This window comes from Myxococcus sp. AM009, from assembly GCF_013372605.1.
Taxonomy (GTDB): domain Bacteria; phylum Myxococcota; class Myxococcia; order Myxococcales; family Myxococcaceae; genus Myxococcus; species Myxococcus vastator.
In genome coordinates this window covers 71,436-97,898 of the sequence record NZ_JABXEP010000003.1, presented here as the reverse complement: position 1 = coordinate 97,898, position 26,463 = coordinate 71,436, and the positions used below count along the sequence as shown (strand labels likewise).

Below are 26,463 nucleotides of genomic sequence, written 5' to 3'. Positions count from 1 at the left end.
TTTCGCGACGTCTTCATCGCCTTCTGGCGTGAGTTCGCGACCTGGGCGCTGTTGCAGCCCCACCTCGTCGACTTCACGTTCCTTCATCATCACCCGGACGCAGGCACGCCCGGCGAGCATGAGGGACGGACCCGCGCGCAGGTGCTGGAGGTCCTCGAGCATGGCGAGCGCGAGGGGGTGTTTGCCCGGGGCCGCACCTGGCTCCACGAGTGCATGGTGTGGGGCGTGTTGGCGGAGCTCGTGCGAAGGGCGGGGCGAGGAGAAGCGATCAGTGATGAAGACGTCCAGGTGGCGGGAGAGTCGCTCTGGCGGGCGCTCATCCCAGAGGCGCCGTCCAGCCCGAGCGGAGGCGGGCCTCCCCCAACTGGAGAGTCGCTGCATACGATGGAGATTCTCCCGGCTCAGGACCTGGGCATTGCTGAGGGGAGCCTGCGCGGCGGTGTATCTGCGGAAGGCCTGAATGGGCGGCCTGACCAAACGGCGGCCGCCAGTCGTGCAGGGGATTCGGAAGAAACGCAGGCCCCGGGCAGCGTGGCGGAGCAGGCGCCATTCGTCCGTGTGGACCCGGGCCCGCGCGGGCGTGGTGTGAGTCGTGAGGCGGCGTGGGGCGACCTCTCGTCGTCCCCAGCTCAGGGCGCCACGGTCATTGCCTCGGAGGCGCGGGGGCAGTCGAGTCACCTGTCGCGGTCATGCACAACGCCGCGGGTGGACCGCTCGCGGGCACCTCATTCGTCACGGAGGTGTCGAGGTCCGGAGCCGCCTCGCTCAACTGGAGCGTCCCGTCGGTTCCGGCGGCCGATGGGAACACTTCGGCGCTCCTGGTCAGGTGGAGGCGTTCGGGTCCACCCAGAGGTCGTCGAAGCGCACCTGCGGCGGCGTCTGGTGCAGCCGCAGGCTCTGGACCGCGGGGGTCGCGGCCGCGTGGGCGCGGTCGTGGTACAGCGGGATGAGCGGGCAGTCCTCCTGGAACAGCTGCTCCGCGCGCAGGTAGAGCTGACGGCGCAGCTCCGGATCGATGGAGATACGGGCCTCGGCTGTGAGGCGGTCCAGCTCCGGGTTCCGGTAGCCCATGGGGAACACCGTCTGGGCGCTGGAGTGGAGGAGGAAGTGCAGGAAGGTGTCCGGGTCCGGGTAGTCGGCCAGCCAGCGGTTGCGGAACGCGGGGAGGCGGCCCTCGGTCACCTGGGCCGTGTATTCCTCGCGCGACATCTCCACGTAGCGCAGCTCCAGCAGCCCGGCCTGGAGCAGCGGACGGAAGAGCACCGCGTCCTCCGCGGAGTGGTCATTGCCGGTGGGGCGGTGGAGCGTCAGCCGCAGCCTGCGCAGGCCCACCTCTCGCAGCAACTGCTCGGCGAGGGCCACGTTCGGTACGGGCGCGGGCCCCATGTCCGCGTCATCCAGCAGCTCGGGTGGGGTCAGCGAGCGCGCCACGCGCGCGCCGGGGTGGAACTGGCTCACCATGGCCTGGATGTCCATGCCCGCGCGGAGCGCGCGCCGGACGCGCACGTCGTCAAAGGGTGCCTCCCGGTGGTTGAGCACCACGAAAGCCGTGGAGGGCGTGGTGCTCGCGGCACACTGGAACGCCTCCAGGCCGGGCAGCTCCACATGCTCCGTGTCGAGGAAGGACACGAGGTCCACCGCCCCCTGGCGCAGCAGCGTCACCGCCTCCTTGCGCGAGCCGGTGAGCAGGAACTCCAGCCGGTCCACCATGGGGCCGCCCGGGCGCCAGTAGGAGGGGTTCCGCTCCAGCACCACGCGCTCGGGCTCCAGGGCGAGGAGCCGGAACGGCCCGGTGCCCACCAGCCGACCGTTGGCGTCCGTGCGGGCCACCGCGGTGGCGGTGAGCGCCATCAACTGGAGGAAGAACGCCTTGGGCTCGCGGAGGCGAATCTCCAGGGTGTGGTCGTCCAGCACTTCCAGGCCGGACACGTCGCGCGCCATGCCAGCGGCGTACTCCGGCGCGCCCTCCACGTCCTCCAGGAGGCTCCGGTCGGGCGAGCGGAGCGCCGGGTCCAGCAGCCGCTCCAGGTGGCGCTTCACGTCGGTCGCCGACAGCAGCGTGCCGTCGTGGAAGGTGACGCCGCGGCGCAGGTAGAAGCGGTAGCGGCGCGCGGAAGGGTCTGCGTCCCAGCGCTCGGCCAGGTCGGGCTCCAGCCCGCCGTCCTCCCTGCGCACCAGCGTGGAGAACACGCACGCGGTGAGCTCTGAGACCTGGTTCTCCACGCTGAAGAGCGGGTCCACCGCCTGACGGTTTCGCAACGACGCGGCCTGGTGCATGCCCACGCGCAGCGTCCCGCCGAAGTGGGGCGTGGGGAGCTTGAAGTGGTACACCTCCGCTTCCAGGCCCTCGGCTTCGTGACCCAACTGGTCCACCGTGCGCGTCAGCCCGTCGCCGATGCGGATGACCCGGCGTGCGTCCTCGCGCACCTGGGCGACTTCCTCGCGGATGGAGGCGTCGGCCTTGGTGAGCACCACGTTGGCGGAGCGCAGCTCTTCCAGGGCGGCGCTCAGCCGCACCACCGATTCGGAGAGATCCCGGCCGGTGCGCGCCTGGGCCTCCGCCTTCTGCGAGGCACCCTGGCCCACGCGTGCCATCTCCTGCGTCTGGCGCAGCAGCTCGCGCGCATGGCCCGACTGCTCGATGGCCATGCGCGTGACGTTCTCCACCCGCAGGGCCACGCGGCGGCTGGCCTCCACCACCGTGGCGCCCTGGGCCTCCAACCGCTGCGTCTCCGCCACCGTGGCTTCGACGGCGGTGAAGGTGCGCTGGGTGATGGTGCGAATCTCCACCAGGGCCTCGGCGGCGCGGTCACCCAGGGCCACGCCGGCGGTGGCGCGCTCGCGGCCTTCCTGCACCAGCGCCACGGCCGTCTGCACGGCGTCGCGCACGCCCGCCACCATGGCGCCGATTTCGCGGGTGGAGCGCGTGGTGCGCTCGGCCAGGTTGCGAATCTCGTTGGCCACCACGCCGAAGGGCCGCCCCTGCACACCCGCCTGGGCGGCGATGATGGCGGCATTGAGGGCCAGCAGGTTGGTCTGGTCCGCAATCTCCTGGATGACGTCGACGATGCGCCCGATTTCCGTCGAGCGCGTGCCCAGCATCTCCATCAGCTCGGCGGCCTTCCGGACCGTCTCCTCCACCCGGTACATGCCCTTGACGCTGTCGCCCACCAGCACCTCGCCGCGCTCGGCGGTGGCCGTCACGGCGATGGCCAACTGGTTCGTCTCGTTGGCGCGGCGGCGCACCGAATCAATGCCGCCTTCCACCGCGGCGACGAAGTCCTCGGCCTCGCTGGCGAAGCGGCCCAACTCGTCACCGGACGCGGCGACGTTGGCCATCCGCTCGGCCATGGCCTGCATCAGCGACGTGGTGTTGTGGGCGAAGGTGTTGACCTGGGCCAGCGAGTCCACCACCTGCTCCATCCGCTCCGTCATCTCCAGCAGCGCGCCGGTGGTGTCGACGGCGAAGACCTCCAACTGGTGCACCCGCTTGCCGGCCACCTGGAGGCTGCCGCCCATTCCGCTGACGGCCTCCAGTGTGCGCTCCACGGCGCCGCCCTGCCGCCGCGCGGCCTCCAGCAGCATCCGGGCCTGTCCGCTCACGTCCGTGCTGGTGCGGTGCAGGTTGGCCGTCACCCGCTGCACCTGCGCCAGGGCGCGCCGCAGGGACAGGATGAGGCGGCGCACGTCCTCGTGGCCCTCGTAGCGCGGGCCCACCGTGGTGGTGAGGTCTCCCTCCGCCAGCCGCGCCATCACCTGCCGGCGGACCCTCCGCCGCTGCGCCGCCCAGCGAAACCACGCGAGGTATCCCCCCGCGAGATAGAGCGCGGGCGTGGCGAGCAACACCACCGCCCAGGTGGCATTCGACAGCGGCCCCTCGGAGACGGCCCGCAGCATCCCCCCCAGGAGGAGCGCGGAGACCAGCCCTGCCGCCAGGCCGAACGTGAACAGGTACCGTTTGGCGCCCATGAAGGAGTGGAACGCTACCCCGCCTTCTCGCGCCGGTCCTGAAAACGCCGCACACTGGGGCCGTGGCCACCCTGCTTGCCCTGCTGCTGCTGACGCTCCCGGTAAAGCCGGATAATCCAGTTAATACCGACGCGCCACCGGCGTCCCAGTCGGAGTCCTCGCGTTACGTCTTCGCCTGGCGCGGCGTGCCGGTGGGCACGGTGACGCTGAAACTGGAGCCGGGCCGCTTCACCTACGTCAGCCAGCACTTGCACACCCGCGCCGGGAAGGCGGGAGCGCGCCGCCGGGAGCAGGCCCTGGAGGTGGATGCCCAGGGGCGGGTGCGAGGCGCTCAGGCGGTGCCGCAGGCGCTGTGGCTCTGGAAGGGCGCGGTCACACTGGGATGTGTCGTGGGACGGGAGGAGCTGACGGGGCGCGAGGGCCCGCACTGCGTCACCCGGGTGGGGGACGGGCGCGTGGAGGGCACGTTGTTGGGAACGGCCTTTCAGGCCCGCTATGGAGCAGACGGCCGGATGGAGGCGCTGGAGGTGGGAGACTCGCGCTTCACCCTGGCCGCGCCCGGGGAGCGGCTGCGCGCGCCTCCCGAGCTCTTCGCGGACGGGCTGCCCGTGGAGGGGGCCCGGGGCGCGCTGTCGCTGGAGCCGCCGCTCGACGTTCCAGTGCGGCTCGCGGGGCTGACGCCGTGGACGGCGGCGGCGGCGCGGGGGCTGGCGGCCGAAGTCCACGCGGCCTTCCCGGAGAAGACGCCCGGCGGCGCGGACTGGAGCGAGGACGGCGAGGGCGAGGCGGGTGGGTGCCTGGCGCACGCGCTGCGCTTCGCCGCGGGGGCCCGCGCGCGGGGCGTGAAGGTGGCGTTGGTGCACGGGCTGCTGGTGGTGGACGGCGGGCCGGCGCGCCCCCACGCCTGGGTGCGCGTGGCGCTGGCGGCGGGTAGGACGCTGGATTTGGACCCGACGTCCCTGGACGAGGTGTCACCGAATACGCACCTGCCCATCGCCCTGGCGGAGGCGCAGGGCTCGGCGCTGGCGGCGGGGGCGCGCTGGCTGTCGCTGCTGCGCGGGGCGCACCGGGTGGTGCGCCGGCCGTGAGGCGACGGGCTACTCGAAGGGGATGATGGACACCTTCGCGCCGGCCTGGACGTCCAGGACCTCCTTCGCTCGCGCGGGCAGGAAGGCCTGGGTGTTCTCCAGGCGGGCCTGGCAGCGCACGGAGCGGAAGCGGTTGCGGCCGGTCTCACTCTCCACCGCGACGAGGACGTCATCACCCACCAGGTCGAAGTCCTCCTCCGCCACCTTGAGCGTGCGGTACTTGCGTATCAGGGAGATGTCGGCCGTGTCGGCTTCGAAGTGGGGGCCGCCGTCGAACGGGTCGATGCGCTCCATGTACTTGAAGCCGATGCGCTCCAGCATGCGCTGCACGCCACGCGTCTGCGGGCCCACCTCTCCCAGCACCTTCTGCACGCGCGCGGGGAAGAGCGACGCGTAGATGTCCGAGGCGGGGAAGAGCTCCTTGATGAACTCCTTGTTCTGCCGGCTGAGGCGGTCCGCCTCCTGGTAGGTGAGGCCGGTGAACTTCTTGCCGCAGGCCTCCCACAAGAGGCTGCGACCGTCCGGCAGCAGCGGCGGCAGCAGCTCCGCAAGCACGCGGGGGCGGAAGAGCCGCCGGTGCATGGCGATGAAGAGGAAGCGCCCGTAGGACAGCTGCTTGCCGGGCTTGTCCGGCGTGGCGCGGTAGGGCGGGTCCACGACGAGGCCACCCACCTCGGTGGGGCCCTCGTAGTTGTAGGCGATGGAGAGGACCTTGTGGCGAAGGTGACGGGAGAGGGACGCGGAGTAGTGCTCGCGCTCGCTCACCTCGTAATAGATGTGCGGAGCCTCATAGGTGCCGTGCTGCGCGATGATCATCGACGTGCCGATGATGAGGCTGTTGCGCACGTCCTCCAGCACGAAGAGATACTCGCGCTCGAAGGGGTTCTTCACCTTGCCCGCGAAGCTCTTCACCGACGTGTCCACGATGGCCGAGAGCGTTTCCTCGTTGTTCGGCAGGTTCACCGTGTTCAGCACGGCCGCGAGCCTCTTCAGCCCGGGCAAGTCGGTCTTCTGGACGTCACGCAGGACAAGCATGGGGACACTCGGGACGCCCCTGTGATGGAGCGCCGGAAAGAGGGGACCATACCCCACACCTGCCGCCCGTCAGCTTGAAGGTTGGCCGGCGTGTTGATGACGCGACGTGTCGCTGCCGGCTTGCCAGGATGCCCGGAGTGTGTAAGCCGCCCCGCGCTCGACGTGAAACATGGCGTGAAACATTCAAGGCCTTGCATGCCCGCCTGCCCACTTGCCGGACCAGCGGGAAGGATTTCGCGTGGGAATGAAGCAGGGGAGGGTTTGCGATACGGTGTGTCGGTCGTTGCATTCCAAACCTTTGCGAGGATGTGTTTTGAGAGCCTTTGTCCCCGGATGGCTTGTGATGTGGTGCGTCCCCGGGCTCGCCATGGCAGGCGTCGTGTGGCGAGGGGACTTCGAGACGGGTGACCGCTCGCAGTACTCCCGTGCGCAGATGGTGAACGCGAACCGGCTGCAGGTGGTGACGTCCCCCGTGGCCGAGGGCCAATACGCGCTGAAGGCGACGGTGCATCAGGGCGACGACCCCATCAACGCCAGCGGGAATCGTAACGAGCTGGTCTACATCAGCAACGTGCCGGTGGGCTCGGAGTACTACTACCGCTGGAAGGTGATGTTCGCGAACGACTTCCCCAGCGTGGACACCTGGCAGCTCTTCACCCAGTGGCACCACGACGGGTGCTGTGGTTCGCCGCCAGTGGAGTTCTACGTGAAGGGGGAGGAGATTCGCCTGTCGCTCCCTGGCACCAGCGAGATTCCCTGGCGCACGAAGCTCACCCGCGGCGTGTGGCACGAGTTCATCCTGCACGCGAAGTGGTCGTCGGACCCGAAGGTGGGCTTCGTCGAGCTGTGGCACAACCAAGAGCTGGTGCTGCCCAGGCGCGGCGCGATGACGATGTACTCGGGGCAGCGCAACTACCTGAAGCTGGGCCTCTACCGGAGCGACACGGTGCGGCCGGTGGGCGTCGTCTACCACGACGGTTTCATGCAGGCGACGGCGCTGTCGGACGTGCTCGAACAGAAGCCGGAGCCGCCTCCGGTGGACGCGGGGACGCCGGTGGACGCGGGCGCTCCCATGGACGCGGGTTCACCCGAGGACGCGGGCAGCGTGGACCCTGACCCCGTGGATGCGGGTGGGGCCGAGGAGCCGGGGCCGCAGCCGGACGCGGGCACGCCGGAATGGGACGCGGGCACGGCGCCCGGGCCGAACGTGCCCCCGCCCGGAGGCATCTCCCCGGATGAGGGCGGCGCGGCCCAGGCGGGGTGCAGCAGCACCGGTGGCTCCGCGGCGGCCTTCGCGCTGCTGGGGCTGCTGGGACTTGCGGGTTACCGCCGTCGCGGCAATTGAGCCCACGGGGGGGCGCGCGGGCCATGGGCTCGCGCGCCTTCGTGGGGAAGTGTCCGGTGCGAGGCTCGACCTACGTGTCTTGAGCGCTCGTACCCACCGGTGACGTTGGTCTGCCGGAGAAGGTCTGCCCGGCTCCGGGGCGGTGCGCCGCTCTCGTTCGAGTGGGAGACCCAACGTGGCACGTCCGAGTGATTCACGGTGCCGATGCTTCCTCACCTGGAAGTCTGACGCGTTGCTGGCACGCCTGACGTGTCAGGAGTGCCTCGTGTCAGCCCCCTTCGCGCGAGCAGCCAATCCAATCACCTGACAGGTCAGGACGGGGCCTGTCGCTCGGCGGGAAGGTCCCGCGGACTCGCCGGCCACGTCCCTCGTGAGGGCCGCTTCGCCGGAACCAGGGCCTCAGGGGTTTCTCCTACGCGGCCATCCCGTCGTGCGTCGTCGCGCACCTGCGCCCCGCCGCGGGACGGGACGACCGGATGGGGCGGGTCCAATCCTCCCCTGATTCCATATGCTGGTGCTGGAATGAAGGTGGCTTCGCGTCTGTGATTGAGGCGGATTCGGGCGCGCCTGGGGCAATGTCTTGCACGTCAGGCGCGGAGTGGTGGCGACAGCGGCTGACGCGTCAGTCGCATGGCGGAACTACGGCCTCCATGTGGATTTCAGACGCGGCGAGGGGGGGGGCAATGAATGGCATGTGAGTTGCTCTGGTTTGCGCCAGGCGGGATGAGCTCCTTGCCGTGAATCCGATGTAAGGGTTCAGCAGTGATAGACATCAACCACACGAAAGAGCTGGTGCGTACATGGCGAAGATCGTCTTCCTGATTGATTCCAGTGCACTTCCCAAGGGCGGGGCCTCCGTCAACACCGCGGTCGCGGTCGGGCATCCTCCGTTCGTCCTGAACGACAAGCCCCAAGACCCCGAGTACAAGGTGCCCGTCGCGAAGGGGGAGAACATCCGCATCTACACGGAGGAGCAGAACCACCTCACGTCCGTGAAGCTCGCGCCCAACGGCATCATCGCGCATACGTTCCAGGGCGCCCAGCTCACGGTCGCGGGCATGAAGGATTCCTCGAAGCGGCCCATCGACATCCCCAACTTCGACATGGACCCGGGCCCCGTGCCTGACTTCATCGCGTTCGACGACGAAGACGCGCAGTGGACGCAGACGCCTCCTTCCTGGAGCAACTGGCCCAACAACCCGCTCATCGACCAGGACCTCACGGCCAGCATGACGCGCAGCTACATCCCGTACGTCACGTTCAATGCCAGTACCATCGTGAGCGGTGAGCTCCAGTACGGATTGGTGTTCGGGCTGACGAGGGACGGGGCGACCGTCGAGTATTTCTACTTCGACCCCTTCATCGTCATTGGTTCGTGAAGTGGCTGGGCGCGGCCCCGTGGGCACTGCTCGCCTGGGCTGGATGCCATTGACGTAGCAGCCCTCTCATGAAGCGGCACCGGAAGCCGCTGCTCCAGCCCAGGGGGCGTTGTTCCCCTGGGCTGCGGCGGGCCCGCCTCTCCTCGGCACCCCTCGTGGGCTTGCCGCGCGTCGAGCTCGCGTCCATGGACTGGACGCCCGGGTGGGCGCCCGCTTCGTCCCTCGCCCTGGCGCGTGTGCCGTGCAATATCGGTGTTCCAGGGACGTTGTCCGAACAGCGCCCGCCCCTTGGAACGCCCATGCGATACCTCCTCTTCCTTCCGCTCTGCACCTTGCTGGCTTGTGCCCACTCGCAGCCGGCCGCCACGCCTCCGGCTCCCGCCGCGCAGGCGCCCGTGGACCCCGAGTCACGGTTCCGTGAGGCCCTGCAGCGGGCGGGCAGGGCGATGGAGGTGGGGCGCTTCGACTCCGCGCTCGCGGAGATGCAGCGGCTGTGGGACGGCGGCCACCAGACGGACGACGTGGCCTGGTATGCCGCCTATGCCTCGCTGGGCACCGGTGACGATGCCGCGGCGTTCACCTGGCTGGAGCGCTCCGTCGAACGCGGGATGAGCTCACCGGGCGACCTGCTGCACGACAAGTCCCTGGCGCCGCTGCGGCGGATGCCCGGCTACGACGCGCTGGTGGCGCGGGCCCGGGAGAACGCGCTGAAGGCGCGCGCCGAGGGCAACGTGGGGGCGGGGCTGGAGAAGACGACGCCCGCGGAGGCGGGGGTGTCGGTGCCGGCGCTCGAGGCCTTCGTGAAGGCGGCCGAGGACGCGGGCTCGTCGGCCCTGGTGGTGCTCCGTCATGGAAAGCTGGTGGGCGAGTGGTACTTCGGCGGCGAGACGCAGCGCATCGAGTCCATGTCCGCGACGAAGGGCGTGGTGGCGCTGGCCATCGGCCTGCTCATCGACGAAGGGAGGATTGCCTCCGCCGACGCGCCCGTCTCCACCTTCTTTCCGGAGTGGAAGGACGGCCTCAAGGGGAAGGTCACCTTGCGGCACCTGCTCAGCCACACCTCGGGGCTGGCGGCGAACGCCAGCGCGATGGACATCTACGAGTCGCGAGACTTCGTCCGCTACGCGTTGGACGCCCACGTGGTGGACGTGCCGGGGAGCCAGTTCTTCTACAACAACAAGGCCACCAACCTGCTCGCGGGCGTGGTGGAGCGCGCCTCGGGGGAGAAGCTGGACGCCTATCTCATGCGGCGCCTCTTCGAGCCGCTCGGCATCCGTGATGTCTTCTGGCAGAAGGACCCGTCTGGCAATCCGCTGGGCATGTCGGGGCTGCGCCTGCACCCCGTGGACTTCGCGAAGGTGGGCCAGTTGATGCTCCAGCGCGGCGTCTGGCAGGGCCAGCGCATCCTGAGCGAGTCCTGGGTTCAGGAGTGCACCGCCGCGCCATCGCAGGCCCACAATCCCACGGCGGGCCTGCTGTGGTGGCTCGTCTACGACAAGGCGTTCCGCGTGTTGGGCCAGGACATGGTGGACGAGGCGCGCCGCAACGGCATGCCCGAGGCGCCGCTGTCCCGCCTGCGCGACGTGGTGGACCAGCCGATTCCCTCCGGGGACTTCGTGCGGGTGCTCTCCGAGCGGCTGGGCGGGATGAAGGGCGTCATGGCGCTCATGGAGAAGAGCGCCCGCGTCCCGCTGCGAACGCAGGTGGAGGGGGCACCCCAGGGCTACTCGGCGCGCGGCTCCTTCGGACAGCTCCTGCTGGTGGTGCCGGGCCAGGACCTGGTGGTGGTGCGCATGGCCGTGCCGGATGGTCGGGTGCCTCCGGACGTCATGGAGTTCCCCGCCTTCAACGCGCTGGCCCGCTCGCTGGTGCCGTCACCCTGACAGGCGCTCAGGCCCGCGCGGCGCGACGGTGCGCTCGGGTGCCCGCGCCGCCAGCCCTGTGGCATAAGGCCCTTCCAGCATGCCGCCATCTCGCCGTGTTTCGCTCGTCCTGAGCTATCAGTACCCGGGCAAGTACGCCTTCACCGTGCTGGCGGGCGCCGTGGAGTCGGACCCGGCGCTGGCGGACGTGACGCTCCACTTTCCGCGCAGCCGCGAGACGCTGCTGGACACGCTTCGCGAGCGCGTGGACGCCGGAGACACGGTGGTGGCCGCGTGGTCCTTCTACTCGGCCAGCTTCGCCCCCGCGGCGGCGGAGCTGGCGTGGGTGCGTGAGCGGCTGGAGGGCCGGGAGGTGCTGTGCATCGCCGGCGGCGTGCATGCCACGGCGGAGACGCTCCAGACGCTCCAGGCGGGCTTCGACCTGGTGGCGGTGGGCGAGGGGGAGTACTCCCTGCGCGCGTTGCTCGGCCGGGTGCTGCGGGGCGAGGAGCCGCGTGACACGCACGGCGTCGCGTACCTGATGGACGGGAAGCTGGTGCAGCGCGGCCGGGGGGAGGGCGTGCAACTCGACGACTTCCCGCCCTTCGCGGCGCGCAACGGGCAGTACGGCGCCATCGAGATTACGCGCGGCTGCATCTACGCGTGCCGTTTCTGCCAGACTCCGTTCATGAGCAAGGCGCGCTTCCGCCACCGCTCCGTGGCCAACGTGGCGCACTGGGCGCGGGAGCTGCGGCGCTCGGGCCGACGCGACCTCCGCTTCATCACGCCCACCTCCATGTCCTACGGCACCGCCGACGAGTCGGTGAACCTGGACGCGGTGGAGGCCCTGCTCGCCGCGGTGAAGGAGGCCATGGCGCCCGATGGGCGCGTCTACTACGGCACCTTCCCGTCGGAGGTCCGCCCCGAGCACGTCACGCCCGAGGCGCTGGCGCTGCTCAAGCGCTACGTCCACAACGACAACCTCATCATCGGCGGGCAGTCCGGCTCCGAGCGCATCCTCCAGAGCACGCGCCGCGGGCACGACGTGGAGACGGTGGTGCGCGCCACCCGCATCGCGGTGGAGTGTGGCTTCGTGCCCAACGTGGACTTCATCCTCGGGCTGCCCGGCGAGGAGCCCGCGGACGTGGACGCCACGGTGGCGCTGATGGAGCAGTTGGCCGGGCTGGGGGCGCGCGTGCATGGGCATACCTTCATGCCGCTGCCGGGGACGCCCTTCCGCGACGCGCCGCCCGGTTCAGTGGATGAGGCGACCCAGCGCAAGCTGGACCGGCTGGCTTCGCAGGGGCGCCTGTATGGGCACTGGAAGCAGCAGGTCGCCCTGGCCGAGGGCATCGCCTCACGTCGCCGACCACGCGCGGGGTAGCGGTAAGCCAGGCCAGGAACATGACCCTTCGTGTGTTTGAGCGCTCCCAGGGCCGTCACTTCCACGGGCCTCCGCTCCGCCAGGCGCTTAGGATGAGGCCGCGATGTCCACCGACCCGGCACCTCCCTACTGGCTCCTCATCTCCGTCCTCTTTAGCAACCAGCCGCTGTCGCCCTCGCTGGCGATGACGCTGCACCAGGCGGCCTTCGAGTTGCACCAGCGCGGAGAGGGCGCCAGGGAGGTGGCCGGGGACATGGTGAGCGGCCGGGTGGTGAACCTGCGCAAGGATGTGTCCTTCGGCGGCATCGCAGGGCCGGCCTTCGAGGCGGAAATCGAGACGGAGCGAGGCTCCGGCGTGGTCCGCTTCGTCCTCACCCGCCAAGGGCTGGAGCGGATGAAGCAGCAGCCCGCCGAGCCGCCCCGGCCCAAGTACCTCAACTGAGCCAGCACGAGCCCGCCCGGCCGTCCGCTCCCTGCTCGCGGGCGGTGGGCGTCTCCACCTTGGGGACATGGACCCCAAGGACTACCTCAAGCGGAGCGCGGGCATCCCGCTGGACCCCCAGAAGCAGAAGGACCCCGAGGCGGACGGCGAGCACGTCCCCGCGGAGGGGCGCGCCGAGTTCCTCAACGACATCACCGAGCAGAACGGCGGCCAGCGCACCGACGTCGACCTGCCGTGGCGCAAGGGGCCGGAGCTGCAACGCGGCCAGCGCGACGCCTACAACGCGGAGAGCGACAAGAAGAAGGGCTGAGCCCTACTCCCGGTCGAGGTCCACCTTCATCTTGTTGCCCATGTGCAGGATGGAGTTGGACAGCGTGGCGGCGGACATCTCCGCCAGCTCCATGAGGACCTGCTCCTGCTGCGCCTGCTCCGAGCCCGCGGGGGCCTGGGACACCGGGGCCCGCGAGCCGTCCTCGGAGATGGGCCCGCGGCCCACGGCGGAGAGGTAGGAGTTCAGCATCCCGTTGTTCGGCGAGCCGCCCACCGAGGCGAGCGCCGAGGCGACCACCGCGCCCCCCGACACCATCAGCGGATCCCCAGGCCGGTTGGCCGGGGCCATGGGGTTCACCAGCGCGCCAAAGCCGGTGCTCGCGGCGCGGCTGCTCGCCTGCGTGGTGGGGGGCTGAATCCGGGGACCGTTGAGGGAGTTGATGCGGTTCATGGCGGCTCCGTCTCGGCCCGCGACGCGCACCACGCACGTGTCGGACCTCTCGAATCCCCATTATCGCCCGGCCGCCGGCGAAGTTGCGCGGAAGGCCCAAAACGCCCGAAGGCCGCGGACTTACGGGCGTGCTCCCCGTCAGCCGCGGCCTCCTTGGGACTTCAAACGGCGCCGTGGCCTAGAACTGGTGGGCCTCGGTGGACTCCGTCAGGGCGAGCGTGCTGGCGTTGCCGCCGGAGATGACCTCGGCCACCTGGTCGAAGTAGCCGGTGCCCACCTCGCGCTGGTGACGCGTGGCGGTGTAGCCGTCCTTCTCCGCCGCGAACTCGGCCTGCTGCAGCTCGCTGTAGGCCGCCATGCCGCGGTCCTTGTACTTCCGCGCCAGCTCGTACATCCCGAAGTTGAGCGCGTGGAAGCCGGCCAGGGTGACGAACTGGAACTTGTAGCCCATGGCGCCCAGCTCGCGCTGGAACTTCGCGATGGTGGCGTCGTCCAGGTTCTTCTTCCAGTTGAAGGACGGCGAGCAGTTGTAGGCCAGCAGCTTGTTCGGGTACTTCGCGCGGACGCTCTCGGCGAACTTCTTCGCCTGGGCCAGGTCCGGGGTGCTCGTCTCGCACCACACCAGGTCCGCGTAGGGCGCGTACGCCAGGCCGCGGGCGATGGCGCAGTCCAGGCCGCCGTTGAGGCGGTAGAAGCCCTCCGCGGTGCGGCCGGCCTTCTTGTCGATGAAGGCGTGGTCGTACTCGTCCGAGTCGCTCATCAGCAGCTTGGCGCTGTCCGCGTCCGTGCGCGCCACCAGCAGGGTGGGCACGCCCATGACGTCCGCCGCGAGCCGGGCCGCAGAGAGGGTGCGGATGAAGTGGTTGGTGGGCACCAGCACCTTGCCGCCCATGTGGCCGCACTTCTTCTCGCTGGCCAGCTGGTCCTCGAAGTGAACGCCAGCGGCGCCGGCCTCAATCATGCCCTTCATCAGCTCGAAGGCGTTGAGCGGGCCACCGAAGCCGGCCTCGGCGTCGGCGATGATGGGCGCGAACCAGTAGCGGTCCTTGCGGCCCTCCGCGTGGTCAATCTGGTCCGCGCGGCGCAGGGCGTTGTTGATTTTGCGGACCACGGTGGGGACGCTGTCCACCGGGTAGAGGCTCTGGTCCGGGTACATCTGCCCCGCGGAGTTCGCGTCCGCCGCCACCTGCCAGCCGGACAGGTAGATGGCCTTCAGGCCCGCGCGCACCATCTGCACCGCCTGGTTGCCGGTGAGCGAGCCGAGCGCGTTGATGTAGTCGTCGGTGTGGAGCAGCTCCCAGAGCTTCTTGGCGCCCAGCTCCGCCAGCGTGTAGCTGATGGTGACGGAGCCGCGGAGCTTCTCCACGTCCTGCTGGGTGTAGTTGCGCTTGATGCCCTCGAAACGCTGCGCGTGGAGCTTGGCGTGAGGGGAAGCATCGGCGGTCGTCGGCGTGGCGTCGTACATCGTGGGCTCCTCGCTACGGTAAAAGTGGTGGGTTGTTGCCGCGAAGGTGAGAAGGGTTCAGCGTTGGGCTTCCAAGGCGTCGTAGGCCGGCAGGGTGAGGAAGTCCTCGAAGGTGCCGGCGGTGGAGAGCTGCTCGAAGAGCACGCGCGCGCGCTCCAGGTGGGCCGCGCCGTAGCGCTCCTTCGCGCCTTCCTTGTCCAGGCGGGCCATCTCCTCGCCCAGCGCGTCGCGGAAGAGGGCGGGCGTCACCTCGCGGCCGTCCTCCAGCGAGGCGCGGTGGTGAATCCACTGCCACACCTGGGCGCGTGAGATTTCGGCGGTGGCCGCGTCCTCCATCAGGTTGTAGAGCGGCACGCAGCCCAGGCCGCCCAGCCACGCGGCGGTGTACTGGATGCCCACGCGGATGTTGTGGCGCAGGCCTTCCTCGGTGCGCGTGCCAGACGGCACCTTGAGCAGCTCCGCCTCGCCAATCTTCACGTCGTCGCGCTTGTTGGAGAGCTGGTTGGGCCCCTTCATGTGCGAGTCGAAGATGTCGCGCGCGATTTCCACGAGGCCGGGGTGGGCCACCCACGTCCCGTCGTGGCCGTTCTTCACCTCGCGCAGCTTGTCCGCGCGGACCTTGTCCATGACGGCCTCGTTGGCCGCCGCGTCCCCCTTGATGGGGATGAAGGCCGCCATGCCGCCCATGGCGTGCACGTCGCGGCGGTGGCAGGTCTGGATGAGCAGCTGCGAGTAGGCGTTGAGGAACGCCTTGTCCATCGTCACCTGGCCGCGGTCAGGCAACACGACGTGGGTGTCCGACTGGAGCGTCTTGATGAAGCTGAAGATGTAGTCCCAGCGGCCGCAGTTGAGGCCGGCCGAGTGCTCGCGCAGCTCGTAGAGGATTTCGTCCATCTCGAACGCGGCGGGCAGCGTCTCGATGAGGACGGTGGCCTTGATGGTGCCGCGCGGGATGCCCAGCTCCGACTGGGCCAGGTGGAACACGTCGTTCCACAGCCGGGCCTCCAGGTGGCTCTGCAGCTTCGGCAGGTAGAAGTAGGGGCCGGTGCCGCGCGCCAGCTGCTCCCGGGCGTTGTGAAAGAAGAAGAGCCCGAAGTCGAGCAGCGAGCCGGAGACGGGCTTGCCGTCGACTTCGAGGTGCCGCTCCGGCAGGTGCCAGCCGCGGGGGCGCACGAAGAGCACGGCGCGCTTCGGGTTGAGGGCGTAGTGCTTCCCGTTCTCCGCGGTGAAGGAGATGGTGCCGCGCACGGCGTCGCGCAGGTTGACCTGCCCGCGCACCACGTTGTCCCAGGTGGGGCTGTTGGCGTCCTCGAAGTCCGCCATGAAGACGTTCGCCCCGGAGTTCAGCGCGTTGATGACCATCTTCCGGTCCACCGGGCCGGTGATTTCGACGCGGCGGTCCTTCAGGTCGGCGGGCAGGGGCGCCACCGTCCAGTCTCCCTCTCGGATGGCCTTCGTCTCCGGCAGGAAGTGGGGCCGCGCTCCCTTGCTCCAGGCCGCCTGCACGGCCTTGCGGCGCTCCAGCAGGGCCAGCCGGCGCTCACCGAAGGTGCGGACCAGCTTCGCCACGAAGTCCAGGGCCTCGGGCGTGAGGACCTCGGCGTAGTCGGGGTGCCAGGGCCCCTTCACCACCACGCCCGGTCCGAACGCCGGGGGTTTCACAGCGGGGGCTTGGTCCGACATCTGGGCTCCTTTGGCTAGGCGCGTTGTAAATTTGCTGTGACGGCTCGGAAAATGAGTCCTGAGAGTGCAGAAAGGAAGTGCGGCGTGAATCTTTGCCTGCTTGCCTGTAACTGTGTCAACAGCCGACTTGTTAAATCTGTAAATCAACAAATCGCCCCCCAGGGGCGGATGCAATGGGGAGCACCAGGGCGCGTAGGTAGGAATGGGGGCCACGGACGCCAAGTGGGAGCCGCCCCGGAAGGGAGAGGTGATGGACGCCAAGAGACGCTGCGCCACCTGCACGGAGGAAGTGAGCCTGGAGGTCCGGAGGTGCCCGCGCTGCGGCGCGCGCACGGAGCCGATGCACCGGGGCGTGGACGGGCGGCTGCTGACGGGGGTGTGCGCGGCGCTGGGGCGGGAGCTGGGCGTGGACGCGGCGCTGGTGCGCGTGGGCTTCGTGGTGGCGCTGGCGGTGTCCGGGGGCACCGCGCTGATGGTGTACCTGCTGTTGTGGGCCTTCACGCCGCCATCGGCGACGGGCACCGCGCCCCTGCGGCGCACGTACAACTGGCTGGCCGGCCTGGGCAACTCGGAGCGCACGCCGCGCGTCGAGCGCCGGGTGTAGTGCTCAGCGTCCAACGATGAAAAACACGCCGGAGCCCTGCCTGAAGGCTCCGGCCTGTTATTCGAAGGGGCCACCTTTCTTTCCAAGGAGCCCCGCGCGTGAGCACGAAGAACGTCCGCACCGAGAGAGACACCTTCGGCCCCATCGACGTCCCCGCCGACCGGCTGTGGGGCGCCCAGACGCAGCGCAGCCTCCAGAACTTCGCCATCTCCACGGAGCGCATGCCGCTGGCCCTCATCCGCGCCCTGGTGCTGGTGAAGAAGGCCGCCGCGAAGGTGAATGTGGAGAACGGCTCGCTGGCGAAGGAGAAGGGCGAGGCCATCCTCCGCGCCGCGGACGAAGTCCTGGCCGGCCAGCACGACGCGGAGTTCCCCCTGAGCGTCTGGCAGACGGGCAGCGGGACGCAGACGAACATGAACACGAACGAGGTGCTGGCCAACCGCGCCTCGGAGCTGCTGGGCGGCGAGCGCGGCGAGGGCCGTAAGGTCCACCCCAACGACGACGTCAACAAGGGGCAGAGCTCCAATGACGTCTTCCCCACCGCGATGAGCGTGGCCGCCGTGGCCGCCCTCAGCGAGCACGTGCTGCCGGAGCTGAAGGCGCTGCGCGACGTGCTCGCGCAGAAGGCCCGCGCCTTCCATGGCGTGGTGAAGGTGGGCCGCACCCACCTGCAGGACGCCACGCCCCTGACGCTGGGACAGGAGCTGGGCGGCTTCGTGGCGCAGCTGGACCACGCGAAGGGGCACCTGGAGCGCACCCTGCCGCACCTGCTGGAGCTGGCCCTGGGCGGCACGGCGGTGGGCACCGGCCTCAACGCGCCCAAGGGCTACGCCGAGCGCGTGGCGAAGGAGCTGGCGCAGCTCACCGGCCACCCCTTCGTCACCGCGCCGAACAAGTTCGAGGCGCTGGCCGCCAATGACGCGCTGGTGCAGGCGCACGGGGCGCTCAAGGGGCTGGCGGCGGTGCTCTTCAAGGTGGCCAACGACGTGCGCTGGCTGTCGTCGGGGCCGCGCTCCGGGCTGGCGGAGCTCATCATCCCGGAGAACGAGCCGGGCAGCTCCATCATGCCGGGCAAGGTGAACCCCACCCAGAGCGAGGCGCTCACCATGCTGTGCGCCCAGGTGATGGGCAACGACGTCGCCGTCACCGTGGGCGGCGCGTCCGGCAACTTCCAGCTCAACGTCTTCAAGCCGCTCATCGCCCACAACCTGCTCCAGAGCTGCCGGTTGCTGGCGGACGGCATGCGCAGCTTCCGCCTTCACTGCGCGGTGGGCATCGAGCCCAACCGGCCCCGCATCCAGGAGAACCTGGAGCGCAGCCTGATGCTCGTCACGGCGCTCAACCCCCACATCGGCTATGACAACGCGGCGAAAATCGCGAAGACGGCCCACCGGGACGGCACGACGCTCAAGGAGACGGCCGTGGCGCTGGGGTTCGTCACGCCCGAGCAGTTCGATGCGTGGGTCCGCCCGGAGGACATGACGGGCCACGAGGGGTAGGCCCCCAGGGAGGCGGGGGCCCCGGCGTCGAAGCGTGGGGCAGCGCACGCTCCGGGAAGAAGGGACGGGCGCGGCGGCGGAAGGGCGATTAGGGTAGGGGCGTCATGAACGTCCCCTTCGTCATCGAGACCACGCACCGCGGCGAGCGGGCGTACGACCTGTACAGCCGGCTCCTCAAGGACCGCATCATCATGCTGGGCACGCCTGTCAACGACGACGTGGCCAACATCATCGTCGCCCAGCTCCTCTTCCTGGAGTCGGAGGACCCGGACAAGGGCATCAACCTCTACATCAACTCGCCGGGTGGCTCCGTGACGGCGGGCCTGGCCATCTACGACACCATGCAGTACGTGAAGTGTCCGGTGTCCACCATCTGCGTGGGACAGGCGGCCTCCATGGGCGCGCTGCTGCTGCTGGCCGGGGCGAAGGGCAAGCGCTACGCCCTGCCCAACAGCCGCATCATGATTCACCAGCCGCTGGGCGGCGCGCAGGGCCAGGCCACGGACATCGACATCCAGGCCAAGGAAATCCTCCGCCTGCGCAGCTACATCAACGGCCTCATCGTGAAGCACACGGGGCACACCGTGGAGCGCATCGAGAAGGACACCGAGCGCGACTACTTCATGAGCGCCGAGGACGCGCGGCAGTACGGCCTCATCGACGAGGTGGTGGAGAAGCAGCGCGCCATCGCCCCGACGCCCGCTCCGGCGAAGTAGGGCCCTCTCCGCCCCGGACGTTTGCCGGGGTGGGGTGCGCTCCCGGCGGGGTGCCACTCAGGCGCCGCGCCGGACGCACGTCCCGCACTGGACGTTTCCGGCTTCCCTGCCTGCAGGTGGCACGCGGCGTGCTCACCATGGGCATATGACGCCGATCCGATTTCGCATCGTCCCGCGGTTCCTCTTGCCCGGCGCCATCCTGGCCTCCATGGCCTGCGCGACGGGGCCCACCGGCCGTCCCCCCGTGCCGCCCAGCTCGGCCGCCGTGCAGACGGAGCTGGGCGCCCGGGACGTGGTCCAGGCCGGTGAGGAATACGCCCGCAACAACGCGGTCGTCCTCGCCGAGGCCAGTGAGGCCGTGGAGATACGCCCCAACTACTGGCGCATCCGCTTCGGCCTCGCGGACCAGCCCGGCCGCTTCCTGGAGGTCGAGTTCGACGAGCTGACGCGCCAGGTGACGAACGCGCGCGAGCTGGACGTCATCCCGGAGAACCCGGGTGACGCCGCCCTGGGTGGCAGTGGCCCTGTGCCGGCGGCCGGTCAGCCCCGGGGCCCCATTCCCTGAGCGGGAGGAGCGCCCCTCGCCACGGGCGGCGGCCCGCCTGGGCGCCGGCGTTCCCTTGGAGGCGCCTGGCGCAACACGGCTGGCGCGTCACGGTGCCGGCGCGTGGGTGTCCTCGCAGAACAGCAGCGCCGCCTGCGTGCCGGCGCGCCCCACGAGCACCGCCACCTGTCCATAGGCGCGGCCGAAGCGCGCGGCCTCCCCGCGGGGCAGGCCCGGGATGAAGAGGCTCTGCTCGCACCAGCTCCCGTCATCCGCCTGGCCCAGCGCGGGCGCCACCACCCAGCCCCCCGCGACGAGCTGCGCCTCCAGCCGCTCCTGCGCGCGGCGGTTCTCCTCGGCGCCACGCCGCTGGGAGCCGGGGTTCCACGCCGTCAGGAAGGCCCACTCCCGGTGGCCGCGCGCCGCAAGGGTTGCGTCCAGCGCGGGATGCAGGGCGCCCGCCCGCAGGATTTGCTCCACGCCACCGGTGCAGGCGTGGGGCCGGATGACATAGCGCGTCGCCGCGTAGGCCTTCGTCAGTCGCTCGCGTTCATGGGGGCTCATGCCGCTCATGATGCGCCGCGCCCCCGCCAGGAAAAATCGGGTTTCGGACGATTCAGTGTGAATGTCCGATTCCGTTCGTCGTCCATGCCCCGCCACGTTCCGGAACGGAATGAGAGGCTTTGGAGGGGAACATGTTTCGTCGCTCTGTTGCTGCTGTATCTGCATTGATAGGTGTGCTTGGGACGGGCTGCGCGTCGGTGAGTCACGTCCAGACGGCGGACACGCTGGGGGAGGGCCGCTTCCAGGTTGGCATCGAGCCGGGTGTCATGGGCGCGGCCGTCCTTGGGGATGACGAAGGTGTTTCGGCGGCGGGGTACGTGCCCCACTTCGACCTGGCGATTCGGTATGGCGTGTCGGAGCGCGTGGACCTGGGCGTCCGGCTGGGTTCCTCCCTGGCGGAGCTGCAGAGCAAGTTCCTGTTGACCCAGCCCAATGACCCGGTCAAGGCCATCTCCCTGGCGCCGTCCATCTCCGGCGCGTCCATTGGCACGGGGACGGGCGACGACGGCGAGTCGGCCTCGACGAGCTACCTGAACGTCGCCGTCCCGCTGCTGGTGGGCTTCAAGACGAAGGGCGGCTCGGAGCTGGTGCTGGGGCCTCGCGCCATCTGGACGCGCGTCGCCGGGTCCGCGGGCGATGACGGCGCCGCCATCAACATCATCAGCGTCGGCGCCTCGGTGGGCTACGCGTTGCGGGTGACGGAGGGTTTCCGGCTGATGCCCGAAGTGGGCCTCTCCTTCCCCATCGTGGGTGAGGTGAACAGCACCGGCACCGACTCGGAGGCCATCGCGGGCTTCAACGGCGGCTTCGCGCAGTTCAAGCTGGGCTTCCTGTTCGGCGCGGGCCGCCCGGTCCGGCGCGGTCCCGACATCCTCCCCCCGGGCGCCATGGAGGAGACGGACCACCGCGACGACAGCTACCGCGCGTCCGAGCGTGCCGGCGAGGACATGGACCACTGAGCGGCACGCCCTGCTCCGGCCGTCCCATGCCGGAGCAGGGCTCATCAGGGCGTGGTCCGCACCCCGCCCGTCACGCGCTTCACCGTGCGGCCCGCGGGCAGCGTGTCCCCGGGCTGGACGCCGTTGATGAGGGCCAGCTCCTCCAGGGGGATGGTGGACGGATTCTGCTCGTTGAACTGCTGCAGCGTCATGGGTGACGCCACCTTCGCCAGCTCGATTTTCGCGGGCTGGACGGCCAGCGCCGACGCATCCGTCAGCTCGCTGAAGCTGGAGAAGGTCGCGCGGAAGGCGTCCTCGTAGGCGGGGAGCTGCTGCGCGCCGGTGTAGCCCAGGAGCTGGAGCGTGGTGCCGCCCTGGGACACGAAGGCGGTGACGCCGGCGATGACGCCCTGCTCCGTCTGCGCCTGGAAGAACGCGGCGCCCTGGGGGAAGCCCGTGGGCGCGGCGCTCGTGGGCTGGATGCCCTCCTGCGCGAGGAAGCGCTGCATGGCCTCCCGCGGGGCGATGTTGCCGGTGGGCACCAGCCCGACGATGGCGTCCTCCTGGGGGCTGATGCCCGCCACCTGCTGCGGCTGGTTCGCCGTCTTCCACCCCTGGGGGAAGGTGAGCTGGAAGCGCAGGCCCGGGTGCATGAAGACGTTGCCCCGGAAGAAGCCCTGCCGCGGGTCGTTGCCGTAGGGCATGCCCTGGAGCATGGCGAGGTACGCCTCCCGGCCATCCTTGAGCTGGCTGAAGTCCACGTTGGCCTTCGCGGCGCGCGCCTGCGCCGTCTTCACGCGGTCGCCCGGGTCGGGGTGGGTGGACAGCCACGCGGGGAGGCTCTGCCCGCCCGCGGCCTTGCCCACGCGGTCCAGGGTGGCGAAGACGTCGGCCGCCTGGCGCACGTCGTAGCCGCCGTCCAGCATGTACTTGAAGCCCAGCTCGTCCGCCTGACGCTCGTCGTCACGGCCGTACTTGAGGAACAGCAGCTGGAGACCGGCGGCGGCCAGGCCCCCGAAGCGGGCCACGTCCTCGCTGAGCACGCTGCCCAGCAGCAGGCCGGCCTGGGCGAGCTGCGCCTGGGACAGCTGCTCCACGGAGTGCCGCGCGGTGATGTGGGCGATTTCGTGCCCCAGCACGGAGGCCAGCTCCGCCTCGGAGTTGAGCGCGGTGAGCAGGCCCCGCGTCACGAACACGGGCCCGCCGGGGAGGGCGAAGGCGTTCACCACCGGGTCATCCACGGCCTGGATGGTCCAGGGCAGCTCCGGCCGCTCGGAGGCCTTCGCCATGGGCAGGCCCACCCGGGCGACATACTCCTGCACCTTGGGTTCCTGGATGAGGCCAATGGAGCCGCGCACCTCCTCCGCGCTCTGCTTGCCCAGGGCAATCTCGTCATCCTGGGAGACGAGCGACAGCATGCGCTTGCCGGTGGCGGGGTTGCGCACGCAGGTGGTCAGCGAGAGCAGGGCCAGCAGCGGCAGCAGCCGGAGTCGTGAAGTCATGGGGCCTTCCTGGTAGGGGTGGATGCGCAGATAGGTCAGCGGCGGCCATGCGACCACGGTGGGCGTGGGCGAGCCGTCACTGCTGGACAGTCGGGCGCGCGCACCGGGCCCGCTTCCGTTAGCTTCTCTTCGCGAGGAGGCGTTCGAATGGATTCGGAGTCGCTCGAAGCACGGATGGCGCGGCTGGAGCGCAGTTGCCGGCGGTGGCAGGGGCTGACGTTCGCCGCGCTCGCGCTGGCGGGGCTGGGGCTGGGCGCGGCGGCGCTCCGGGGCGAAGACGTGTCCTCCGGGACGCTGGTGGCCTCCCGGCTGGTGCTGACGGACGCGCGCGGCCAGACGCGGGCCACGCTGGACACCGACGCGCAGGGCAACGCGGGCCTGGTGCTGCGCGACGGAGAGGGCCGGCCCCGGGCGCTGCTGGGGGTGGGCGAGGACGGGTCGCCCCGGCTGCGCTTCTCCACCGCGGAGGGCCAGTCCCTGGCGGAGCTGATGGTGTACTCCGACGAGGCGCCGCGTCTGACGCTGTCCAAGCCCGGCGGCGGGGAGCTGTTCGCGGTGGGCCTCCAGGTGGATGGCTCGTCGCGGCTGGAGCTGTCGGACGCGGACGGACGGCCCCGGGCCATCCTGGGCGCGGACGAGCATGGCGCTCCCGGCCTGGTGCTGAGGGACCGCAAGGGGCTGCCGCGCGTGGCGCTCCGGGTGTCTCCGTCGGATGGCGCCAGCCTGGTGGTGGAGGGCCAGGACGGCGCGGTGTTCCGCGCGCCGGGCGGCTAGCGGGCGGCTACAGCGTGGGTGGCACCACCTTGTAGCCACGCTGGAGCAGCGGTGACAGGCGGTCGGAGATGTCCCAGGACTCCACCACCTTGCCGTCGCGCAGGCGGTACAGGGAGTGTCCTTGCAGCAGGAGGGCCTGGGGCTCACCGGCCGCGTCCACCTGCTGGGGGTCCGGCCCGGTGGCCTTCCAGTGCACCAGCACCAGGTCGCCGTCCGCTATCAGGTGGAGGATGTCGAACCTCAGCTCGGGGAAGGTCTGGAAGCTGGCCTCCGCCTGCTGGCGGATGAAGGCGGGGCCCACCGCGTTGAGGGGCGCGCCCTGGGAGCGGTCCACGAAGTCCTCGGCGATGAACTCCGGGATGCGGTCCAGCTTGCGCAGGTTGTAGAGCTCCTCGGTGAGCTGCCGCACCCGCTGCTTGTTCTGGGCCTCCAGGGCGGCCGCGCGCTCCACGGGGGACAGCGTGGCGCAGCCCGACAGCCACCCGAGTGCGAACAATAGAATCGTCGTGTGTCGTGTCATGGCCCCATGAGGCTGCGCATGGGGCAGGCAGGCGGGCAGTGCCGCCCGCCGCAAACGTTCACCTCATGGCGACAGGTGGCCCAGGCCGATGGGGGCGGCGAGGCAGGTGTCCGGTACTCCAAACGCGTTCACCAGCGCCACCGCATCTGGGCGCAGCTCGGCGCACAGGTGCGTCACCTCCTTGCGGATGGCCTTCGCCTTGGCGGCCTCGAACCACCCGTGCTCCTGGAACCAGCCGCTGGCGGCCTCCAGGCAGGACAGGCCGTAGAGGTCGCACAGGCGCACCAGCACCGTCTTCAGGCCGGGGTCCTTCACGTCGGCCACGCCCTTGAGGAACTGCTCCAGCACCAGCCGCTCCACGTGGGCGTGCGCCAGCTCCAGCAGGTGGACCTGGACCTGGTTGAAGGCCGCGAAGGCCTCCACGCCCGCGCTCAGGCGCTTGCGGAGGCGCTTGGACACGGTGGCCAGCAGCTCCTCTTCACGGAAGCGCAGCGCGCGCAGGTGGTAGTCGTTGTCGCGCAGATGTTCGCTGTCGGTGCGCCGCGCGGCGAAGGGGTTGCGGTCCACCACGCTGGTGGCCCGGTCCGCCAGCAGCTTCAGCACGGCGAAGACGCGGTCGTCCTCGAAGCGCTGCTTGTAGCCGGTGAGCAGGCCCTTGGCGACCAGCTGCATCAGCACCGTGTTGTCGCCCTCGAAGGTGGTGAACACGTCCGTGTCCGCCTTCAGCGCGGCCAGCCGGTTGGCTTCCAGGTAGCCCTGGCCGCCGCACGCCTCGCGCGCCTCCTGGAGGACGGCGGTGGTGTGCCAGGTGCTGTAGGCCTTGAGGCCGGCCGCCAGGGACTCCACCTCGCGCGCGTCCTCCTCGGTGCGCTTCACGTAGCGCTCGACGAGGTATTCGAGCGCGAAGTCCACCGCGTACGTCTTGGCCAGGGGCTTGAGCAGGCGCCGCTGGTGGGCCTGGTGGTCCAGCAGGCGGAACTCCTTGTCGCCCGCGGGGCCGAACTGGCGCCGCAAGTCGCCGTAGCGCACGGCGATGGTGAGCCCGCTCTTGGCCGCGCTCAGCGCCGCGGCGGCCACGCTCACCCGGCCCGCCACCAGCGTGCCCAGCATGGTGAAGAAGCGCTTGGAGTCGCCGGTGATGGCGCTGGTGTATTCGCCCCGCGCGTTCACCTGGCCGAAGCGGTCCAGCAGGTTCTCCCGCGGGACGCGGACGTGCTCGAACCAGATGCGGCCGTTGTCCACGCCGTTGAGGCCCATCTTCTCGCCGCAGTCCTCGATGCGAACGCCGGGCAGCACCTTGCCGGCCGGGTCGCGCAGCGGCACCAGCAGCGCGTGGACGCCCAGCGCCCGGCCACCGACCTCCAGCTGCGCGAACACGGTGGCGATGCGCCCGTGCCGCGCGGCGTTGCCAATCCACTCCTTGCGCGCCGAATCCGTCGGCGTGTGCACCACGAACTCGCCGGCCTCCGCGTCGTAGCGGGCCACCGTCTCCACGTCCCGGACGTTGGAGCCGTGGCCCAGTTCGCTCATGGCGAAGCAGCCGGGCAGCTCCAGCGAGGCCACCTGGGGCAGGTACTTCCGGTGGTGCTGCTCGGTGCCGAGGAAGAGGATGCTGGCGCCGAAGAGCCCGAAGTGGACGCCGGCCTTGATGACGAGGCTCAGGTCGAAATAGGCCAGCGTCTCGAAGGCGGTGACGAAGGCGCCCAGGTCCGCGCTCGCCTCATTGCCGGCGGGGAAGGCGATGCGGCCCAGGCCCTGGTCGGCCATGGCCTTGAGCCAGGCGAGCACCTGGTCGCGGTACTTCGTCGTATCGCGGGTGTCCGTGTATCGAAACGCCGGGTCCGCCAGCCACTGGCGCACCTGGGCACGCGTCTCCGGGTACGTCCGGTCCAGCACCGCGCGCAGGGCCTCCGGGTCGAAGGAGGTGGGCGTGCCCTGATGGGCGCGGCTGGGCGATGCGGCGGGGACGAGCGAGCGGACGGCCTCGCTGCCGGAGACGCCCAGGGACGCCTCCAACTGCGCCAGCGCGCGCGTCAGCTCCGGCATGGGGGCGGGGAGGCCCTCATCGCCGTTGCCCACCTGGGCGAGCCGCGCGCCCAGCTCGGCGAGGTTGTTGTGTTCGCTGTGGGACAGGCGCTCCGCGGTGCGGCGGATGTGCTCGCGCACCTGGGCCAGTTCGCCGGGGCTGGGCGGCACCAGCGGGTCCAGCCAGCCCGCCAGCACGGTGTTGGCGCGCAGGTCGAGCCAGGGCTGCTCGCGGGCGGCGGAGCCCATGGCGCGAAGCTCCTCCGGCGTGAGCTCCCCGTCCGTCCAGGCCACGTACAGCATGGGCACGAGCGGCGCGAGGCGAGGAAGGGACAGCAGCTCGTGGGCTGTCGGACGGGTGTCATCCACCATGGGCGGCGCTCCTGGATGCGAGAGGACGGGCG

General features: G+C 70.3%; 22 protein-coding genes. 13 read left to right on the top strand and 9 right to left on the bottom strand.

Going from position 1 to position 26,463, the window contains the following annotated elements:
* Positions 1-822: 822 nt before the first annotated feature.
* Positions 823-3,969 (bottom strand): ABC transporter substrate-binding protein, encoded by a 3,147-nt coding sequence (locus tag HV824_RS01755; RefSeq protein WP_176422514.1) that lies wholly within the window; start codon positions 3,967-3,969, stop codon positions 823-825.
* Between the two features lie 62 nt (positions 3,970-4,031).
* Here HV824_RS01755 and HV824_RS01750 point away from each other — a divergent pair, with 62 nt between their 5' ends.
* On the top strand, positions 4,032-5,057 hold the full coding sequence (locus tag HV824_RS01750; RefSeq protein WP_176422513.1) for a lasso peptide biosynthesis protein: 1,026 nt from the start codon (positions 4,032-4,034) through the stop codon (positions 5,055-5,057).
* 9 nt (positions 5,058-5,066) lie between these two features.
* On the opposite strand, the gene HV824_RS01745 is transcribed toward HV824_RS01750, so the two are convergent.
* Entirely contained in the window at positions 5,067-6,092 is a 1,026-nt protein-coding gene (locus tag HV824_RS01745) for an arginine N-succinyltransferase (RefSeq protein ID WP_176417972.1), read from the bottom strand.
* 343 nt (positions 6,093-6,435) lie between these two features.
* Here HV824_RS01745 and HV824_RS01740 point away from each other — a divergent pair, with 343 nt between their 5' ends.
* The 6 genes from HV824_RS01740 to HV824_RS01715 all read left to right on the top strand — a co-directional run bounded on the left by HV824_RS01740 (position 6,436) and on the right by HV824_RS01715 (position 12,814).
* Positions 6,436-7,437: a polysaccharide lyase gene (locus HV824_RS01740; RefSeq protein ID WP_255207675.1), complete on the top strand. Its 1,002-nt coding sequence runs from the start codon at positions 6,436-6,438 to the stop codon at positions 7,435-7,437.
* Positions 7,438-8,237: 800 nt separating this feature from the next.
* Complete coding sequence (locus HV824_RS01735) at positions 8,238-8,816, top strand: hypothetical protein (RefSeq protein ID WP_176417970.1); 579 nt, start codon at positions 8,238-8,240, stop codon at positions 8,814-8,816.
* A gap of 299 nt (positions 8,817-9,115) precedes the next feature.
* Complete coding sequence (locus HV824_RS01730; RefSeq protein WP_176422512.1) at positions 9,116-10,699, top strand: serine hydrolase; 1,584 nt, start codon at positions 9,116-9,118, stop codon at positions 10,697-10,699.
* A 79-nt stretch (positions 10,700-10,778) separates the two neighbouring features.
* Complete coding sequence (locus HV824_RS01725) at positions 10,779-12,062, top strand: TIGR04013 family B12-binding domain/radical SAM domain-containing protein (protein ID WP_176417968.1); 1,284 nt, start codon at positions 10,779-10,781, stop codon at positions 12,060-12,062.
* Between the two features lie 103 nt (positions 12,063-12,165).
* Positions 12,166-12,504, top strand: coding sequence for a hypothetical protein (locus tag HV824_RS01720; protein ID WP_176417967.1), 339 nt, complete (start codon positions 12,166-12,168; stop codon positions 12,502-12,504).
* Between the two features lie 67 nt (positions 12,505-12,571).
* Positions 12,572-12,814 carry a hypothetical protein gene (locus tag HV824_RS01715; protein ID WP_176417966.1) on the top strand — a complete coding sequence of 81 codons (243 nt, stop codon included), beginning with the start codon at positions 12,572-12,574 and terminating at the stop codon, positions 12,812-12,814.
* 3 nt (positions 12,815-12,817) lie between these two features.
* On the opposite strand, the gene HV824_RS01710 is transcribed toward HV824_RS01715, so the two are convergent.
* From HV824_RS01710 to aceB, 3 genes are all read right to left on the bottom strand, one after another.
* Entirely contained in the window at positions 12,818-13,225 is a 408-nt protein-coding gene (locus HV824_RS01710) for a hypothetical protein (protein ID WP_176417965.1), read from the bottom strand.
* Between the two features lie 178 nt (positions 13,226-13,403).
* Positions 13,404-14,690, bottom strand: coding sequence for an isocitrate lyase (gene aceA / locus HV824_RS01705; RefSeq protein ID WP_176417964.1), 1,287 nt, complete (start codon positions 14,688-14,690; stop codon positions 13,404-13,406).
* A gap of 57 nt (positions 14,691-14,747) precedes the next feature.
* Positions 14,748-16,373, bottom strand: a complete 1,626-nt coding sequence (aceB, locus tag HV824_RS01700) for a malate synthase A (protein ID WP_176417963.1) — start codon at positions 16,371-16,373, stop codon at positions 14,748-14,750.
* 250 nt (positions 16,374-16,623) lie between these two features.
* Between aceB and HV824_RS01695 the strand changes: the two genes are divergently transcribed.
* The 4 genes from HV824_RS01695 (at position 16,624) to HV824_RS01680 (ending at position 19,757) form a co-directional block, all read left to right on the top strand.
* Positions 16,624-16,977, top strand: coding sequence for a PspC domain-containing protein (locus tag HV824_RS01695; protein ID WP_240358020.1), 354 nt, complete (start codon positions 16,624-16,626; stop codon positions 16,975-16,977).
* Between the two features lie 98 nt (positions 16,978-17,075).
* Positions 17,076-18,476 (top strand): class II fumarate hydratase, encoded by a 1,401-nt coding sequence (gene fumC, locus HV824_RS01690; RefSeq protein ID WP_176417962.1) that lies wholly within the window; start codon positions 17,076-17,078, stop codon positions 18,474-18,476.
* Positions 18,477-18,580: 104 nt separating this feature from the next.
* Positions 18,581-19,192 (top strand): ATP-dependent Clp endopeptidase proteolytic subunit ClpP, encoded by a 612-nt coding sequence (clpP, locus tag HV824_RS01685; RefSeq protein ID WP_140795382.1) that lies wholly within the window; start codon positions 18,581-18,583, stop codon positions 19,190-19,192.
* Between the two features lie 145 nt (positions 19,193-19,337).
* Positions 19,338-19,757: a hypothetical protein gene (locus HV824_RS01680; protein ID WP_176417961.1), complete on the top strand. Its 420-nt coding sequence runs from the start codon at positions 19,338-19,340 to the stop codon at positions 19,755-19,757.
* A gap of 87 nt (positions 19,758-19,844) precedes the next feature.
* On the opposite strand, the gene HV824_RS01675 is transcribed toward HV824_RS01680, so the two are convergent.
* A complete protein-coding gene (locus HV824_RS01675) occupies positions 19,845-20,300 on the bottom strand; it encodes a DUF3293 domain-containing protein (RefSeq protein ID WP_176422510.1) in 456 nt (151 codons plus the stop codon).
* 131 nt (positions 20,301-20,431) lie between these two features.
* Between HV824_RS01675 and HV824_RS01670 the strand changes: the two genes are divergently transcribed.
* Positions 20,432-21,259 carry a hypothetical protein gene (locus tag HV824_RS01670; protein WP_255207674.1) on the top strand — a complete coding sequence of 276 codons (828 nt, stop codon included), beginning with the start codon at positions 20,432-20,434 and terminating at the stop codon, positions 21,257-21,259.
* A 44-nt stretch (positions 21,260-21,303) separates the two neighbouring features.
* On the opposite strand, the gene HV824_RS01665 is transcribed toward HV824_RS01670, so the two are convergent.
* Positions 21,304-22,740 (bottom strand): M48 family metalloprotease, encoded by a 1,437-nt coding sequence (locus tag HV824_RS01665; protein ID WP_176422509.1) that lies wholly within the window; start codon positions 22,738-22,740, stop codon positions 21,304-21,306.
* 147 nt (positions 22,741-22,887) lie between these two features.
* Here HV824_RS01665 and HV824_RS01660 point away from each other — a divergent pair, with 147 nt between their 5' ends.
* On the top strand, positions 22,888-23,514 hold the full coding sequence (locus HV824_RS01660; RefSeq protein ID WP_176422508.1) for a hypothetical protein: 627 nt from the start codon (positions 22,888-22,890) through the stop codon (positions 23,512-23,514).
* Positions 23,515-23,521: 7 nt separating this feature from the next.
* On the opposite strand, the gene HV824_RS01655 is transcribed toward HV824_RS01660, so the two are convergent.
* The gene (locus HV824_RS01655; RefSeq protein ID WP_176417957.1) at positions 23,522-24,034 is read right to left on the bottom strand and encodes an ester cyclase; all 513 of its coding nucleotides are present in this window, start codon (positions 24,032-24,034) and stop codon (positions 23,522-23,524) included.
* 63 nt (positions 24,035-24,097) lie between these two features.
* Positions 24,098-26,431 carry an acyl-CoA dehydrogenase gene (locus tag HV824_RS01650; RefSeq protein WP_176422507.1) on the bottom strand — a complete coding sequence of 778 codons (2,334 nt, stop codon included), beginning with the start codon at positions 26,429-26,431 and terminating at the stop codon, positions 24,098-24,100.
* Positions 26,432-26,463 lie beyond the last annotated feature (32 nt).